Raw genomic sequence first — 11,865 nt, 5'->3', positions numbered from 1 at the left:
CGTTGCCGCGTCTTGTCGTACTACTCGTACTGCCTACGACGCAGCGCCTAGCCAGAACCGCTTCGCTGAGTTTTGTTATCCGCTCTATGCGCAGCCTCCGCCCCACGCAAACCCCCAAGGCCCCGCAGAGGGCTACCGCAACGACAACACCACCACCTCCGGAGACATCCACCATGCTCGTCAAAAAACTGCTGCTGCTTGCCAGCGCCTGCACCCTGGCTTTTGCCGCAACGGCACAGACCACCCCCTGGCCCGAGAAGCCCGTGACCATCGTCGTGCCGTTCCCGGCCGGTGGCTCCACCGACATGGTGGCCCGCGCCATGGCCCTGCAAATGGGCGAGAAGCTGGGCCAGAGCTTCGTGGTGGACAACCGCCCCGGTGCCACGGGCACGCTGGGTGCCGGTGCGGTCAAGCGCGCCGCGCCCGATGGTTACACGCTGCTGGTGTCGTCCCTGGGCGCCTTCGTCGTGGCGCCGCACCTGCTCAAGAGCGTGCCGTACGACGCGCTCAAGGATTTCGACTACATCACCGTGCCCGTGCAGGCGCCCAACGTGCTGGTGGCCGCACCCAACCAGAAGGCCCGCACCGTCAAGGAGGTGATCGCCCAGCTCAAGGCCAACCCCGGCAAGGTGAGCTTTGCCAGTTCGGGCAACGGCTCGTCGGACCACCTCTCGGCCGAAGTCTTCTGGCAGCAAAGCGGCACCGAAGGCCTGCACATCCCCTACAAGGGCGGTGCCCCGGCCATCAACGACCTGCTGGGCGGGCAGGTGGAGTTCTCGTTCCAGAACGTGAACGCGGTGCTCGCGCACATCCGCGCCGGCAAGCTGCATGCCATTGCCGTCACCGGTGACAAGCGCAGCCCCGTGCTGCCCGACGTGCCCACCCTGGCCGAGGCCGGCGTGGCCGGTGCTGAGGTCTATTCGTGGCAGGGCATGGCCGCGCCCAAGGGCCTGCCCGCCGCCGTGAAGAAGAAGCTCTCGGACGCCGCCATCGCCGCCATGAACGACCCTGCGGTGAAGAAGCGCATGCTCGACCAGGGCCTGGAGATCGTGGCCAGCACGCCCGAAGCCTTCACCGCCTACCAGGCGCGCGAGTTCGCACGCTGGAAGACCGTCATAGAAACCCGCAAGATCACTGCAGATTGAGCAACCCAGGGGGCGCCCCTGCGCGCCTCCTTACTGTCTTTTGACCACCATGACCTCCTCCATCCCCTCTGCCACCAGCACCCCCGTCGTCACCGAACTGCGCGTGGTGCCCGTGGCGGGCCACGACAGCATGCTCATGAACCTGAGCGGCGCGCACGGCCCCTTCTTCACGCGCAACCTGATCATCCTGCGCGACAGCGCGGGCAATACCGGGGTGGGCGAGGTGCCCGGCGGCGAGAAGATCCGCCAGACCATCGAGGACGCGCGCCCGCTGATCGTGGGCCGGCCCATCGGCCACCACAACGCCGTGCTCAACGCCATGCGCGCCCAGTTTGCCGACCGCGATGCGGGTGGGCGCGGCCTGCAGACCTTCGATCTGCGCATCACCATCCACGCCGTGACGGCGGTGGAATCGGCCTTTCTGGACCTGCTGGGCCAGCACCTGAACGTGCCCGTGGCCGCGCTGCTGGGCGACGGCGTACAGCGCGATGCGGTGCAGATGCTGGGCTACCTTTTCTACGTGGGCGACCGCGCCAAGACCGACCTGGCTTACCGCACCGAGCCCGGTGCCGACAACGACTGGTTTCGCCTGCGCAACGAGAAGGCCATGACGGCCGATGGCATCGTGCGCCTGGCCGAAGCCGCTTACGAGCGGTATGGCTTTGCCGATTTCAAGCTCAAGGGCGGCGTGCTGCGCGGCGAAGAAGAGGTCGAGGCCATCCGTGCGCTGCACGAGCGCTTTCCAGAGGCACGCGTGACGCTGGACCCCAACGGCGGCTGGCTGCTGAAGGACGCCATCCGCATCACGCGCGACCTGCACGGCGTGATGGCCTATGCCGAAGACCCCTGCGGCGCCGAGGGCGTGTTCTCGGGCCGCGAGGTGATGGCCGAGTTCCGCCGCGCCACGGGCCTGCCTACCGCCACCAACATGGTCGCCACCGACTGGCGCGAAATGGCGCACAGCCTGGCCCTGCAGTCGGTGGACATCCCCCTGGCCGACCCGCACTTCTGGACCATGGCCGGCTCGGTGCGCGTGGCGCAGATGTGCCAGGCCTTCGGCCTGACCTGGGGCTCGCATTCGAACAACCACTTCGACGTCTCGCTGGCCATGTTCACCCACGTGGGCGCCGCCGCCCCAGGCCGTGTGACCGCGATCGACACGCACTGGATCTGGCAGGACGGCGAGCGCCTGACCAAGGAGCCGTTCCAGATCAAGGACGGGTTCATAGCGCTGCCCAAGAAGCCCGGCCTGGGCGTGGAGCTGGACATGGAAGAAGTGGAGCGTGCCCACCGCCTGTACCTGGAGCACGGCCTGGGCGCCCGCGACGACGCGATCGCCATGCAGTACCTGATTCCGGGCTGGAAGTTCAACAACAAGGCGCCGTGCATGGTGCGTTGAGGGGCTCTTGACTGTATCTCAAAAGAGATACAAAATTGGGCCAAAGGATCACACCATGGCCCGTTCCAGCATGCTCCACGTCCGCGTGGACGACGACATCAAGGCGCAAGCCGGCGAGGCATTGGCAGCCATGGGGTTGTCGGTGTCGGATGCCGTGCGCATTCTGCTCAAACGCGTGGTCAATGACCAGGCCTTTCCGCTGGAACTCAAGGTGCCCAACGGCGAGACCCGGGCGGCCATGGAAGAGGCCCGCGCAATGGCCAAGAGCCGTGCCGCGCGTTTCGATTCCGCCAGCGCCCTGATCGATGACCTCGAAAAAGCCCGCCAGCAGTAAGCGGGCGTCCCCACCCAGGGCGTGCGACTACACCAAGGCTTTTCTCAAGGACTGGGAACGTCTTTCCCGATCCGGCCGATACGACCTTGCGCGCCTGAAAGAGGCCATGCTATTGCTGGTGGCCAACGACGCTCCTTTGGGCGCAGAGTGGCTGGACCATCCGCTCAAAGGCAACTGGGCAGACCACCGCGAGTGCCATATCGGCGGGGACTTCCTGCTGATCTACCAACTGGACGGCAATGCCATCATCTTCGTGCGGACGGGTACGCATTCCGAACTGTTCGAGGAATGATCCACGGGGCTATCGTGTGCCGTGCCCCGCAAACCCCAGCGCCGCCGACAGCGCCCGCGCTTCCTCCTGCACCAGCGCGGCATAGTCTTTCACCAGCGCTTCGCTGAGCCGGGCGCTCGGGCCGAACAGGCCGAGCGAACCGACCACACGGCCGCTGCTCTCGAAGAACGGGGCGGCGATGGCGACCGCGCCCTGGATCAGTTCGTCGCGGCTGGTGGCGTGGCCGTCGCTGCGCACCTGCTGGAGCTGGCCGGTGACCCGCTTCGCATCTGCCGCGCTGGTCGCGCCATACGCCGGCAGGTCGCGTGCGTCGACATTGAGCCAGGCCAGGATCGAGCGGCCGCTGGCGCCGCGCACCAGTTTTTCGCGGTAGCCCACGCCGCGGCGAAAGCTCAGCGGCTGGGTACTGGGCAGCTCGGCCACGCAGACGCGGTCCACGCCCTCTTGCACGTGCAGCGACACGGTCTCGCGCGTGGTCTCCCACAGCCTGCGCATCATGGGCTGGGCCACGGTCTCGTAGCTGGTGCCGGCCGACCAGGCATGCGCCAGTTGCGCCACGGCAGGGCCCAGGCGAAAGCGCTGGGGCTCGCCCTGCGAGCTGAGAAAGCCCTTGGCGTCCAGCGTGTCGAGCAGGCGGTACAGAGTGGGGCGGCTCAGGTCCACGCGCTTGAGCAGCTCGGCCACCAGCAGGCCATCGTCGCCGGGCTTGAAGGCCAACAGAATGTCCAGCGCGCGCTGCACGGCGCGCACGCCGCCCTCGGATTTGTCGGTGTCGGCAGCGGCATCGGCTGCCGACGCAGTGGGTATTTTCATGGTGCTACTGTAGCGTGAATTGTCCATCTGACGGACTCGATTCCGGGGCGATTTTCCTCAAGAAGCTTCGAGTTCACGCAGGCACTGCAGGGCCATGTCCATGGCGGCGCTGCGCGAGGTGTCGCGGCGCCAGTACATCATCACCGGCGGGGCGGCGCTGAAGCGGATGGACAGCCTTTTCAGCGCCCCCATGCGCTCGTACTGTGCGATGGAGCGCTCTGAGGCGATGGTCACCATGTCGCTGGCGGTCAGCATCGAGAAGCTGGCGAACACCGAGTTCGACTGCAGCGCATCGGCCGGCAGGCTGCGGTTGGCCAGGCGCAGCTCTTCGTTGAGAAGGGTGCGTACGGGGGTGTCGGGGCTGAACACCACCCAGCGGTAGCGGTACAGGTCGTCCCAGCCCATGGACTTGAGGCGGTGCAGCGGGTGGCCCTTGCGCGCCACGAAGTGCAGGGGCTCGTCATAGAGCGCTTCCGACTCGACCTGCGCCGTCAGGTACTGGGGCTGGTAGCGGCCCACGGCGATGTCGAGTTCGCGCCGGCCCAGCATTTCCATCAGCCGGTCCATCGTGCCTTCGAAGATGTCCACGCGGGCGCGCGGCATGGCCTGCAGCAGGGCCAGCACGGCGGCCGGCACGGTGCTGGCAATCGTCGCCCCCGATCCGCCGATGGCCACGTAGCCGGTGCTGCCGGCCAGCAGCAGCGCCATTTCGTCGCGCGCCCGGTCCAGGTCCACGCCGATGCGCCGGGCGTGCTCGATCAGTGCCTCGCAGTAGTGCGTGGGCCGAAGGCCCCGCGCATGCCGCTCGAACAGCACCACGCCGATGTCGGCCTCCAGGTCCTTGAGCCATTTGGACAGCGCGGGCTGCGTCATGTGCAGCAGCTCGGCCGAGCGGCTCACATTCTGTGTCTCGGCCAGGCTGACCAGCAGCTGCAGGTGGCGCAGGCGGATGCGTTGTGTCCAGTCCATGAGGTATGTCCTGTTTTGTATAGCTAAGTCATTTTATTCATTGGATTGTTGATGGCTTGCCGCCAATACTGCGCAACTGAACGACAACCAGGAGACACGACTCATGACGAAGGTGGCGCAGCATTACATCGACGGGGCCTGGGTGCCCGCACGCGGAGCCATCGGCACCACGCTGAACCCCGCCACGGGCGAGCCGGCCGGGGAGTTCGTGGAGGGCACGGCCGCAGACGCGCAGGCCGCCATCGCCGCCGCCGATCGCGCATTCCATGCCACGTCCTGGAAGCACGATGCCCGGCTGCGCTCGGAGGTGCTGCTGGCCGCCGCCACCCGGCTGGAGGAGCGCCGCGAGCAGGTGGCCCACCTGCTGGTGGCCCAGAACGGCAAGCTGCTGCGCGAGGCCCTGGGCGAGGTGGGCGCTGCCATTTCCGAGCTGCGCTACTACGCCGGCCTGGCGCGCAACCTGTTCGGGCGGGTGGTCGAGATCGAGCCGGGCTGCTTCAGCACGCTGCACCGCGAGGCGGCCGGCGTGGCGGTGATCATCGTGCCCTGGAACGCACCGGTGACCTTGCTCGTGCGCTCGCTGGGCCCCGCGCTGGCGGCCGGCTGCACCGTGGTCGTCAAGCCCGCGCACCAGACCGCGCTGGTGAGCAACCTGGTGCTGGAGACGGTGCTGTGCGACCCGCGCGTGCCGGCCGGCGTGGTCAACACCGTCACCGAGTCCGGCGCCGAGGTGGCGCGCGCGCTGTGCGAGTCGCCCGACGTGGGTGTGATCAGCTTCACCGGCTCCACCGCCGTGGGCAAGGCCATCGCACGGGCCACGGCGGGTAATCTCACGCGCCTGTCGCTGGAGCTGGGTGGCAAGGCCGCTGGCTTGGTCTTTGGCGACTGCGACATCGCCGCCACCGTGCGCGGCATGCTGGCGGGCGGGCTGATCCTGTCGGGTCAGCAGTGCACGGCGCTGGCCCGGGTGCTGGTGCACGAATCGGTCTACGACCGCTTTGCGGCCGAACTCTCCGAGGCCATGAGCCGCGTGCAGCCCGGCCCAGGCATGGACCCCGCATCCGGCATGGGGCCGTTGATCGACGTGGCCAACCGCGAGCGCATCCGCGCGCTGGTGGAGGGCGCGCCAGGCGCCTCGGGCAAGGTGCTGGTGCACGGCGAGGTGCCGGGCGGTGCGCTGGCCCGAGGCGCTTTCATCGCCCCCAGCCTGATCGCCGTGGACGACCTCGCCAGCCCGCTGGTGCAGAACGAATTGTTCGGCCCGGTGATGGTGATCGAGCGCTTCAAGGACGAGGACGATGCCGTCATGCGCGCCAACGCCACGCGCTATGGCCTGGCGGCCAGCGTCTGGACGGGCGACGCGGGCAAGGCCCGGCGCGTCGCCAGCCGGCTGCGCTCGGGCAGCGTCTGGATCAACGCGCACAACAAGCTCTTTGCCGAGATCGAGACCGGCGGCGAGCGCGACAGCGGCTACGGCCGGCTGCATGGCGTGGAGGGCATGAACGACTTCCTGGTGACCAAGCATGTCTACCAGAGCCACATTGCGTGACCCCGCAGCAGAAAGCGACCCGATGAATTCATCCCCAATTACAACCCAGGCCCTGCAGGGACTGGCCCTGCCCAGCGTGCGCGACACCTTCTACCACCTGATGCGCGAGGTGGGCTGCACGAAGATCTTCGGCAACCCCGGCTCCACCGAGCTGCCGATGGTGCGCAACTTTCCCGACGATTTCGAGTACGTGCTGGGCCTGCAGGAGGCCTCGGTGGTCGGCATGGCCGACGGATACGCGCAGGCCAGCGGCAACGCCGCGTTCGTGAACCTGCACTCGGCTGCCGGCGTGGGCAACGCCATGGGCAACATCTACACTGCCTTCAAGAACCAGACGCCGCTGGTCATCATCGCGGGCCAGCAGTCGCGCTCGATCCAGCCCTTCGACCCGTATCTGAACTCGCGCCGCGCGGCCGAGCTGCCCCAGCCCTATGTGAAGTGGAGCATCGAACCCGCGCGCGCGGAGGACGTGCCCGCAGCCATCCGCAAGGCCTACCACATCGCCATGCAGCAGCCACGCGGCCCCGTGCTGGTGTCGGTGCCCTCCGACGACTGGGACAGGGGCTGCCAGCCGCTGATGGCGGCGCAGGTAAGCCAGGCAGTGGCGCCCGACCCGGCGCAGATCCAGCGGCTGCGCACGCTGATCGGCAGAAGCCGGCGCGTCGCCCTGGTGGTGGGCGCGGCCATTGATCGGGAGTCGGCCTGGCCCGAAGCAGTGCAGCTGGCAGAGGCTTGCCAGGCTGCCGTCTTCGCGGCGCCCATGTCCTCGCGCGCCTCCTTCCCCGAGACACATCCCCACTTCCAGGGCTTCCTGCCCGCCTCGGCGGCGGCCATTCGTGAGCAACTGCACGGCCATGACCTGGTGCTGGTGGTCGGCGGGCCTGCGTTCACCTACCATGTGGAGCGCGATACCGAAGGCTCGCACCTGCCCGAGGACGCCATGCTGGCGGTGCTGACCGACGACGCCGAGGCCGCCGCCTCCGTGCCCCAGGGCATTGCGGTGCAGGGCAGCGTGCGCCTGGGGCTGCAGGCGCTGCTGCAGGGCCTGGGCGAGCGGCTCGCGGCCGACGTGCCGCGCCGCCCCCGGCCCGCGCTGGCCGAGGGCACCAGCCCCATCAGCGTGGCCTACGTGCTGCAGACCCTGTCGCGGCTGCGTGATGCGCGCGACATCATCGTCGAGGAGGCGCCGACGGCCCGCGTGGTGATGCACCAGTACCTGCCCATCACCGAGCCCGGCACCTTCTACACCATGGCCAGCGGCGGGCTGGGCTACGGCATGCCGGCGGCCGTGGGCATCGCCATGGCGCGGCGCGACCGGCGTGTCATCTGTGTGATTGGCGACGGCTCCAGCATGTACAGCATCCAGAGCCTGTGGACGGCTGCCCAGCAGGGCGCCAACGTGGTCTTCGTGGTGCTCAACAACCGCCGCTATGCGGCGCTCAAGCGCTTTGCCGGCGTGCTCGGCTTCGCGCCGAGTGAAAAACTGGTCGGCATCGACATCCCCGGCATCGATTTCAGCGGCCTGGCCACGTCGCAGGGCTGCTTTGGCGAGAAGGTGGACCGCTGGGAGCAGGTCGAGCCAGCGCTTGCACAGGCCCTGCAGCGCCAGGGCCCCAGCGTCATCGACGTGGAAGTGGCCTGATGGCAGGCCGCATGCCACGATAGGTGGGACGCCACCGGACATTCCCCCGAATACATAAAAAGGAGACACATGACACACGCAACCACCGGGCTCGGCCGAGCCACCAAGACCCTCCTGGCACTCACCTGCCTGGCCACTTCCATGGGCGCCTCCATGGGCGCCACCGCGGCGCAGTGGCCCGACAAGCCCATCACCATCATCGTGGGCTATGCGCCCGGGGGCGCCAACGACGTGATCGCGCGCTTCCTGGCCGAAAAGCTGCAGCCTGTGCTCAAGCAGACGGTCATCGTGGAGAACCGCGCCGGGGTCGCCTCCATCATCGGTGCCCAGGCCGTGGCGCGCGCCAAGCCCGATGGCTACACCCTGCTCATGGGCGCCAGCGGCCCCATGGTGTTCAACCACGCGCTGTATTCGAAGCTGCCCTACAAGCCCACGGACTTCGCGCCCATCTCGCTTACCGGCACCTTCCCGCTGGTGCTGATCGCCAACAAGGACGACCCGGCGCGCAACGTCAAGGAGCTGGTGGAGGCCTCCATCCGCCACCCCGAGCGCTCCAACTACGGGGCCAGTGCGGCATCGTTCCAGCTGATCACCGAGCTGTTCAACGAGGCCACGGGCGCGAAGTTCTCGCACATCGGCTACAAGGGCAGCATGGAGTCGGTGACGGCCGTGATGTCCAAGACGGTGTCCATGACCATCATCGACGCAGGCCCGGCGGCCACCGGCATCAACAGCGGCAAGGCCAAACCGCTGGCGGTGACCTCCGCCGAGCGCATGAAGCAGTACCCCGACGTGCCGACGATGAAGGAACTGGGCATCGACGCCACCGTCACGCTCTGGAGCGGACTGTTCGCGCCGGCCAGCACGCCCCCCGAGATCGTCAAGCGCCTGCATGCCGAGGTGGAGCGCATCGCGGCCACGGCGGAAGCCAAACAGCGGCTAGAGGCCCTGGGGGTGACGCCCGTCGCGTCCAGCAGCCCGGCCCAGTTCTCCGAGCAGATCGACGGCGAGATCGTGCGCTGGAAAGAGGCCGCCCGCCGCAGCGGCGTGAAGGCCGATTGAAAGGCGACGCGATGCCCGCCACCACCGAAAAATTCACCCCCGAGGTGCTGCTGCAGGTCACCAGCACGGGCCTGAACTGGCCCACCCCACCGGTGTTCGCCAGCCCGGAGGACGAGCGCCTGCACTTGAAGCAGCGCCTGGCTGCGGGCTTTCGCATCTTCGCGATGCATGGCTTTGAGGCCGGCATCGCGGGCCACATCAGCGCGCGCGACCCCATTCTCACGGACCACTTCTGGGTCAACCCCCTGGGCGTGCATTTCAGCCGCATCACGGTGTCCGACCTGGTGCTTATCGACCACGACGGGCGCATCGTGCAGGGCAAGCACCCGGTGAATGCGGCGGCGTTCTCCATCCACTCGCGCATCCACCGCGCGCGGCCCGATGTGGTGGCGGCAGCGCACTCGCATTCGCGCTACGGTACGGCCTTTGCCTCGCTGGGCCGGCCGCTGCCGCCCATCACGCAGGAGGCCTGCGCGTTCTACGGCGACCATGCCGTCATGCAGGCCTATGGCGGCATAGCCAGCGAGCTGTCCGAAGGCGACCTCATCGCCCAGAGCCTTGGCCAAGGCAAGGCCGTGATCTGCCGCAACCACGCGCACTTCACCGTGGGCCATTCGGTGGACGAGGCGGTGTTCTGGTTTTTGCGCATGGAGCGCGCCTTCGAGCAGTACCTGCTGGCCTGCGCGGTCGGAGCGCCCGTGGAGATCGACGCGGCCACGGCCGCCGCCACGGCGCGCCAGGTCGGCTCGCACCGTGCGGGTTGGTTCGCCATGCAGCCGCTGATGGACAAGGTGATTGCCGAGCAGCCAGAACTGCTGGTTTGACGCTTGCCAACAAGGAACGCCGGCCGTTGCATTGCGCAACGGCCGGCGTTTGCATGGGTGGCGGTGTTCAGCAGTCGAGCACGAGGCTTCCCGATTTGCAGCCCGAGACGCAGACCATCATCGACCGATTGGCCGCCTGCTCCTGTTTGCTCAGGATCAGGTCGCGGTGGTCCACATCGCCCGAGATCACCTTGACCTCGCAGGCGCCGCACACGCCCTCGCGGCAGCTGTATTCAGGGTTCATGCCGGCGTCGATCAGTGCGTCCAGCAGCGCGATGCCGGGCGCCACGTGCACGGTCTTGCCGGACTTGCGCAGCTCCACGGCGTAGCCGTCCTGGGGCGTCTGGGGCGCGGCCAGCGGCGCGGCGGCAAAGCGCTCCAGGTGCACGTGGGGCAAGCCCAGCCGTTCGCAGGCCTGCTCATAGGCATCCAGCAGGGGCAACGGGCCGCAGCAGTAGAAGTGCGTGCCTGCGGGGTGGCCGGCCAGCAGGTGGGGCAGGTCGGCGCGCGTGCCGCGCTCGTCCTTGAAATGCCAGTCCACCGTGAGCCGGCCTTGGGATGCGGCGGCGAGCGACTCGATCTCAGCCACGAAGGCCGCGCTCTGGCGGCTGCCCGCGCAGTAGATGAGGTGGGCCGGGCACCCGAGCGCGGCCAGACGCTGCAGCATGGCGTAGATGGGCGTGATGCCGATCCCGCCCGCCACGAGCACGCTGTAGGGCGCCGCCTCGTCGAGCGCGAAGTGGTTGCGCGGCCCGCCGATGGCGATGGCCTGGCCCACGCGCAGGGATTCGTGCACGAAGCGCGAGCCCCCGCGGCTGGCCTTGTCCAGCGCCACGGCCACCACGTAGCGGTGGCTTTCGCCGGGGTTGGTCAGCGAGTAGCTGCGCGTGAGGCCATCGGCCAGGTGCAGGTCGATGTGGGCACCGGCTTCGACCGCCTGCGCGAAGGCCGTGGCCGGCGCCAGCGGGCGCAGCTCCACGCTGACGGTGCCCGCCGCCTCGTACCGCAGCTGGTGAACGAATGCCTGAAGGGAACTGGAGGACATGACTCTCTCACATGATGTGCAGGCCACCGTCGACCATCAGTGTGGTGCCGGTGATGAACGAGGCTTCGCCGGATGCGAGCCAGACGATGGGCCAGGCGATCTCTTCGGGCGATGCCCAGCGGCCGATCAGCGAGGTGTCCTTGCGCTCGGTGCGCAGTTGCTCGACGCTCTTGCCCGAACCCTGCGCGCGGCCGACGTGGAAGTCGGTTAGCGTGGAGCCGGGGCACACCGCGTTGGCGCGTACGCCGTGTGGCGCTTCTTCGAATGCCAGGCTGCGCGTGTACGCCAGCTGGGCGGCCTTGGTCGCGTCGTAAAGTGCCATGCCCTTGCGGCCCGTAACGGCGTAGCAGGATGACACGTTGACGATGCTGCCTGTGCCCGCCTTGCGCAGCGCCGGCAGGGCCGCGCGGCAGTAGTTCGACATGCCCACCAGGTTCACGCCCACCATGGCATGCCATTCGGCGGCCGTGGCGTCCGCAGCGGCGCTGTAGTTGCGCATGGCCGCGTTGTTCACCAGGATGTCGAGACCACCCCACAGCGTGGCGCACTGCTGCACGGCGGCCAGGGCGGCGGCCTCGTCCGCCACGTCGGCCGTGGCGCAGGCCAGCCGCGCGCCGGGCAGCGCCTCTTCGATGGCCGCCCGCGTGCGTTCGAGCGCCTCGCCGTTGGCGTCCACCAGCAGCACGGCGGCGCCTTCGCGGCAAAAGAGATGGGCCGCAGCGGCGCCGATGCCCGCGCCCGCACCGGTGATCAGGGCGGTGCGCCCTGCGAGTCGGAGTTCGTTGCGCATC

12 protein-coding genes are annotated in these 11,865 nt (G+C 68.3%); 8 read left to right on the top strand and 4 right to left on the bottom strand.

Features of this window, described 5'->3' with window-relative positions:
- Nucleotides 1-173 precede the first annotated feature (173 nt).
- From ASE31_RS24905 to ASE31_RS24890, 4 genes are read left to right on the top strand one after another with little or no spacing between them, the layout of a single operon-like run.
- Nucleotides 174-1,145, top strand: a complete 972-nt coding sequence (locus tag ASE31_RS24905; protein WP_057204721.1) for a tripartite tricarboxylate transporter substrate binding protein — start codon at nucleotides 174-176, stop codon at nucleotides 1,143-1,145.
- A 49-nt stretch (nucleotides 1,146-1,194) separates the two neighbouring features.
- On the top strand, nucleotides 1,195-2,544 hold the full coding sequence (gudD, locus tag ASE31_RS24900) for a glucarate dehydratase (protein WP_057204720.1): 1,350 nt from the start codon (nucleotides 1,195-1,197) through the stop codon (nucleotides 2,542-2,544).
- 55 nt (nucleotides 2,545-2,599) lie between these two features.
- Nucleotides 2,600-2,878: a type II toxin-antitoxin system RelB/DinJ family antitoxin gene (locus ASE31_RS24895; protein ID WP_057204718.1), complete on the top strand. Its 279-nt coding sequence runs from the start codon at nucleotides 2,600-2,602 to the stop codon at nucleotides 2,876-2,878.
- Complete coding sequence (locus tag ASE31_RS24890; RefSeq protein WP_057204716.1) at nucleotides 2,850-3,170, top strand: type II toxin-antitoxin system YafQ family toxin; 321 nt, start codon at nucleotides 2,850-2,852, stop codon at nucleotides 3,168-3,170. Before ASE31_RS24895 ends, ASE31_RS24890 begins: the two co-directional genes overlap by 29 nt.
- 9 nt (nucleotides 3,171-3,179) lie before the next feature.
- Here the strand turns inward: ASE31_RS24890 and ASE31_RS24885 are convergent, their stop codons facing one another.
- The gene (locus ASE31_RS24885) at nucleotides 3,180-3,983 is read right to left on the bottom strand and encodes an IclR family transcriptional regulator (protein WP_082604365.1); all 804 of its coding nucleotides are present in this window, start codon (nucleotides 3,981-3,983) and stop codon (nucleotides 3,180-3,182) included.
- A gap of 57 nt (nucleotides 3,984-4,040) precedes the next feature.
- Nucleotides 4,041-4,952: a LysR family transcriptional regulator gene (locus ASE31_RS24880; protein ID WP_057204714.1), complete on the bottom strand. Its 912-nt coding sequence runs from the start codon at nucleotides 4,950-4,952 to the stop codon at nucleotides 4,041-4,043.
- A 103-nt stretch (nucleotides 4,953-5,055) separates the two neighbouring features.
- Between ASE31_RS24880 and ASE31_RS24875 the strand changes: the two genes are divergently transcribed.
- From ASE31_RS24875 to ASE31_RS24860, 4 genes are all read left to right on the top strand, one after another.
- Nucleotides 5,056-6,501, top strand: coding sequence for an aldehyde dehydrogenase family protein (locus tag ASE31_RS24875; RefSeq protein WP_057204712.1), 1,446 nt, complete (start codon nucleotides 5,056-5,058; stop codon nucleotides 6,499-6,501).
- A 22-nt stretch (nucleotides 6,502-6,523) separates the two neighbouring features.
- Nucleotides 6,524-8,143 carry a benzoylformate decarboxylase gene (mdlC, locus tag ASE31_RS24870; RefSeq protein ID WP_057204710.1) on the top strand — a complete coding sequence of 540 codons (1,620 nt, stop codon included), beginning with the start codon at nucleotides 6,524-6,526 and terminating at the stop codon, nucleotides 8,141-8,143.
- Nucleotides 8,144-8,212: 69 nt separating this feature from the next.
- Nucleotides 8,213-9,205 (top strand): tripartite tricarboxylate transporter substrate binding protein, encoded by a 993-nt coding sequence (locus tag ASE31_RS24865; protein WP_057204708.1) that lies wholly within the window; start codon nucleotides 8,213-8,215, stop codon nucleotides 9,203-9,205.
- A gap of 11 nt (nucleotides 9,206-9,216) precedes the next feature.
- A complete protein-coding gene (locus ASE31_RS24860) occupies nucleotides 9,217-10,029 on the top strand; it encodes a class II aldolase/adducin family protein (RefSeq protein ID WP_082604361.1) in 813 nt (270 codons plus the stop codon).
- A 67-nt stretch (nucleotides 10,030-10,096) separates the two neighbouring features.
- On the opposite strand, the gene ASE31_RS24855 is transcribed toward ASE31_RS24860, so the two are convergent.
- Both ASE31_RS24855 and ASE31_RS24850 read right to left on the bottom strand, forming a co-directional pair.
- Nucleotides 10,097-11,074 carry a PDR/VanB family oxidoreductase gene (locus ASE31_RS24855; RefSeq protein WP_057204706.1) on the bottom strand — a complete coding sequence of 326 codons (978 nt, stop codon included), beginning with the start codon at nucleotides 11,072-11,074 and terminating at the stop codon, nucleotides 10,097-10,099.
- A gap of 7 nt (nucleotides 11,075-11,081) precedes the next feature.
- On the bottom strand, nucleotides 11,082-11,864 hold the full coding sequence (locus ASE31_RS24850; protein ID WP_057204705.1) for an SDR family NAD(P)-dependent oxidoreductase: 783 nt from the start codon (nucleotides 11,862-11,864) through the stop codon (nucleotides 11,082-11,084).
- Nucleotide 11,865: the final 1 nt, after the last annotated feature.

Source organism: Acidovorax sp. Root217 (genome assembly GCF_001428645.1).
Taxonomy (GTDB): Bacteria; Pseudomonadota; Gammaproteobacteria; order Burkholderiales; family Burkholderiaceae_C; genus Acidovorax.
The sequence above is the reverse complement of the archived record's forward strand: the minus strand, read 5'-3'. Positions and strand labels throughout refer to the sequence as shown.

Bases quoted from the DNA above. Each gene is read 5' to 3' on its own strand.
- ASE31_RS24905 (WP_057204721.1), top strand. From the start codon at position 174: ATGCTCGTCAAAAAACTGCTGCTGCTTGCCAGCGCCTGCACCCTGGCT.
- gudD (WP_057204720.1), top strand. From the start codon at position 1,195: ATGACCTCCTCCATCCCCTCTGCCACCAGCACCCCCGTCGTCACCGAA.
- ASE31_RS24895 (WP_057204718.1), top strand. From the start codon at position 2,600: ATGGCCCGTTCCAGCATGCTCCACGTCCGCGTGGACGACGACATCAAG.
- ASE31_RS24890 (WP_057204716.1), top strand. From the start codon at position 2,850: ATGACCTCGAAAAAGCCCGCCAGCAGTAAGCGGGCGTCCCCACCCAGG.
- ASE31_RS24885 (WP_082604365.1), bottom strand. From the start codon at position 3,983: ATGAAAATACCCACTGCGTCGGCAGCCGATGCCGCTGCCGACACCGAC.
- ASE31_RS24880 (WP_057204714.1), bottom strand. From the start codon at position 4,952: ATGGACTGGACACAACGCATCCGCCTGCGCCACCTGCAGCTGCTGGTC.
- ASE31_RS24875 (WP_057204712.1), top strand. From the start codon at position 5,056: ATGACGAAGGTGGCGCAGCATTACATCGACGGGGCCTGGGTGCCCGCA.
- mdlC (WP_057204710.1), top strand. From the start codon at position 6,524: ATGAATTCATCCCCAATTACAACCCAGGCCCTGCAGGGACTGGCCCTG.
- ASE31_RS24865 (WP_057204708.1), top strand. From the start codon at position 8,213: ATGACACACGCAACCACCGGGCTCGGCCGAGCCACCAAGACCCTCCTG.
- ASE31_RS24860 (WP_082604361.1), top strand. From the start codon at position 9,217: ATGCCCGCCACCACCGAAAAATTCACCCCCGAGGTGCTGCTGCAGGTC.
- ASE31_RS24855 (WP_057204706.1), bottom strand. From the start codon at position 11,074: ATGTCCTCCAGTTCCCTTCAGGCATTCGTTCACCAGCTGCGGTACGAG.
- ASE31_RS24850 (WP_057204705.1), bottom strand. From the start codon at position 11,864: ATGCGCAACGAACTCCGACTCGCAGGGCGCACCGCCCTGATCACCGGT.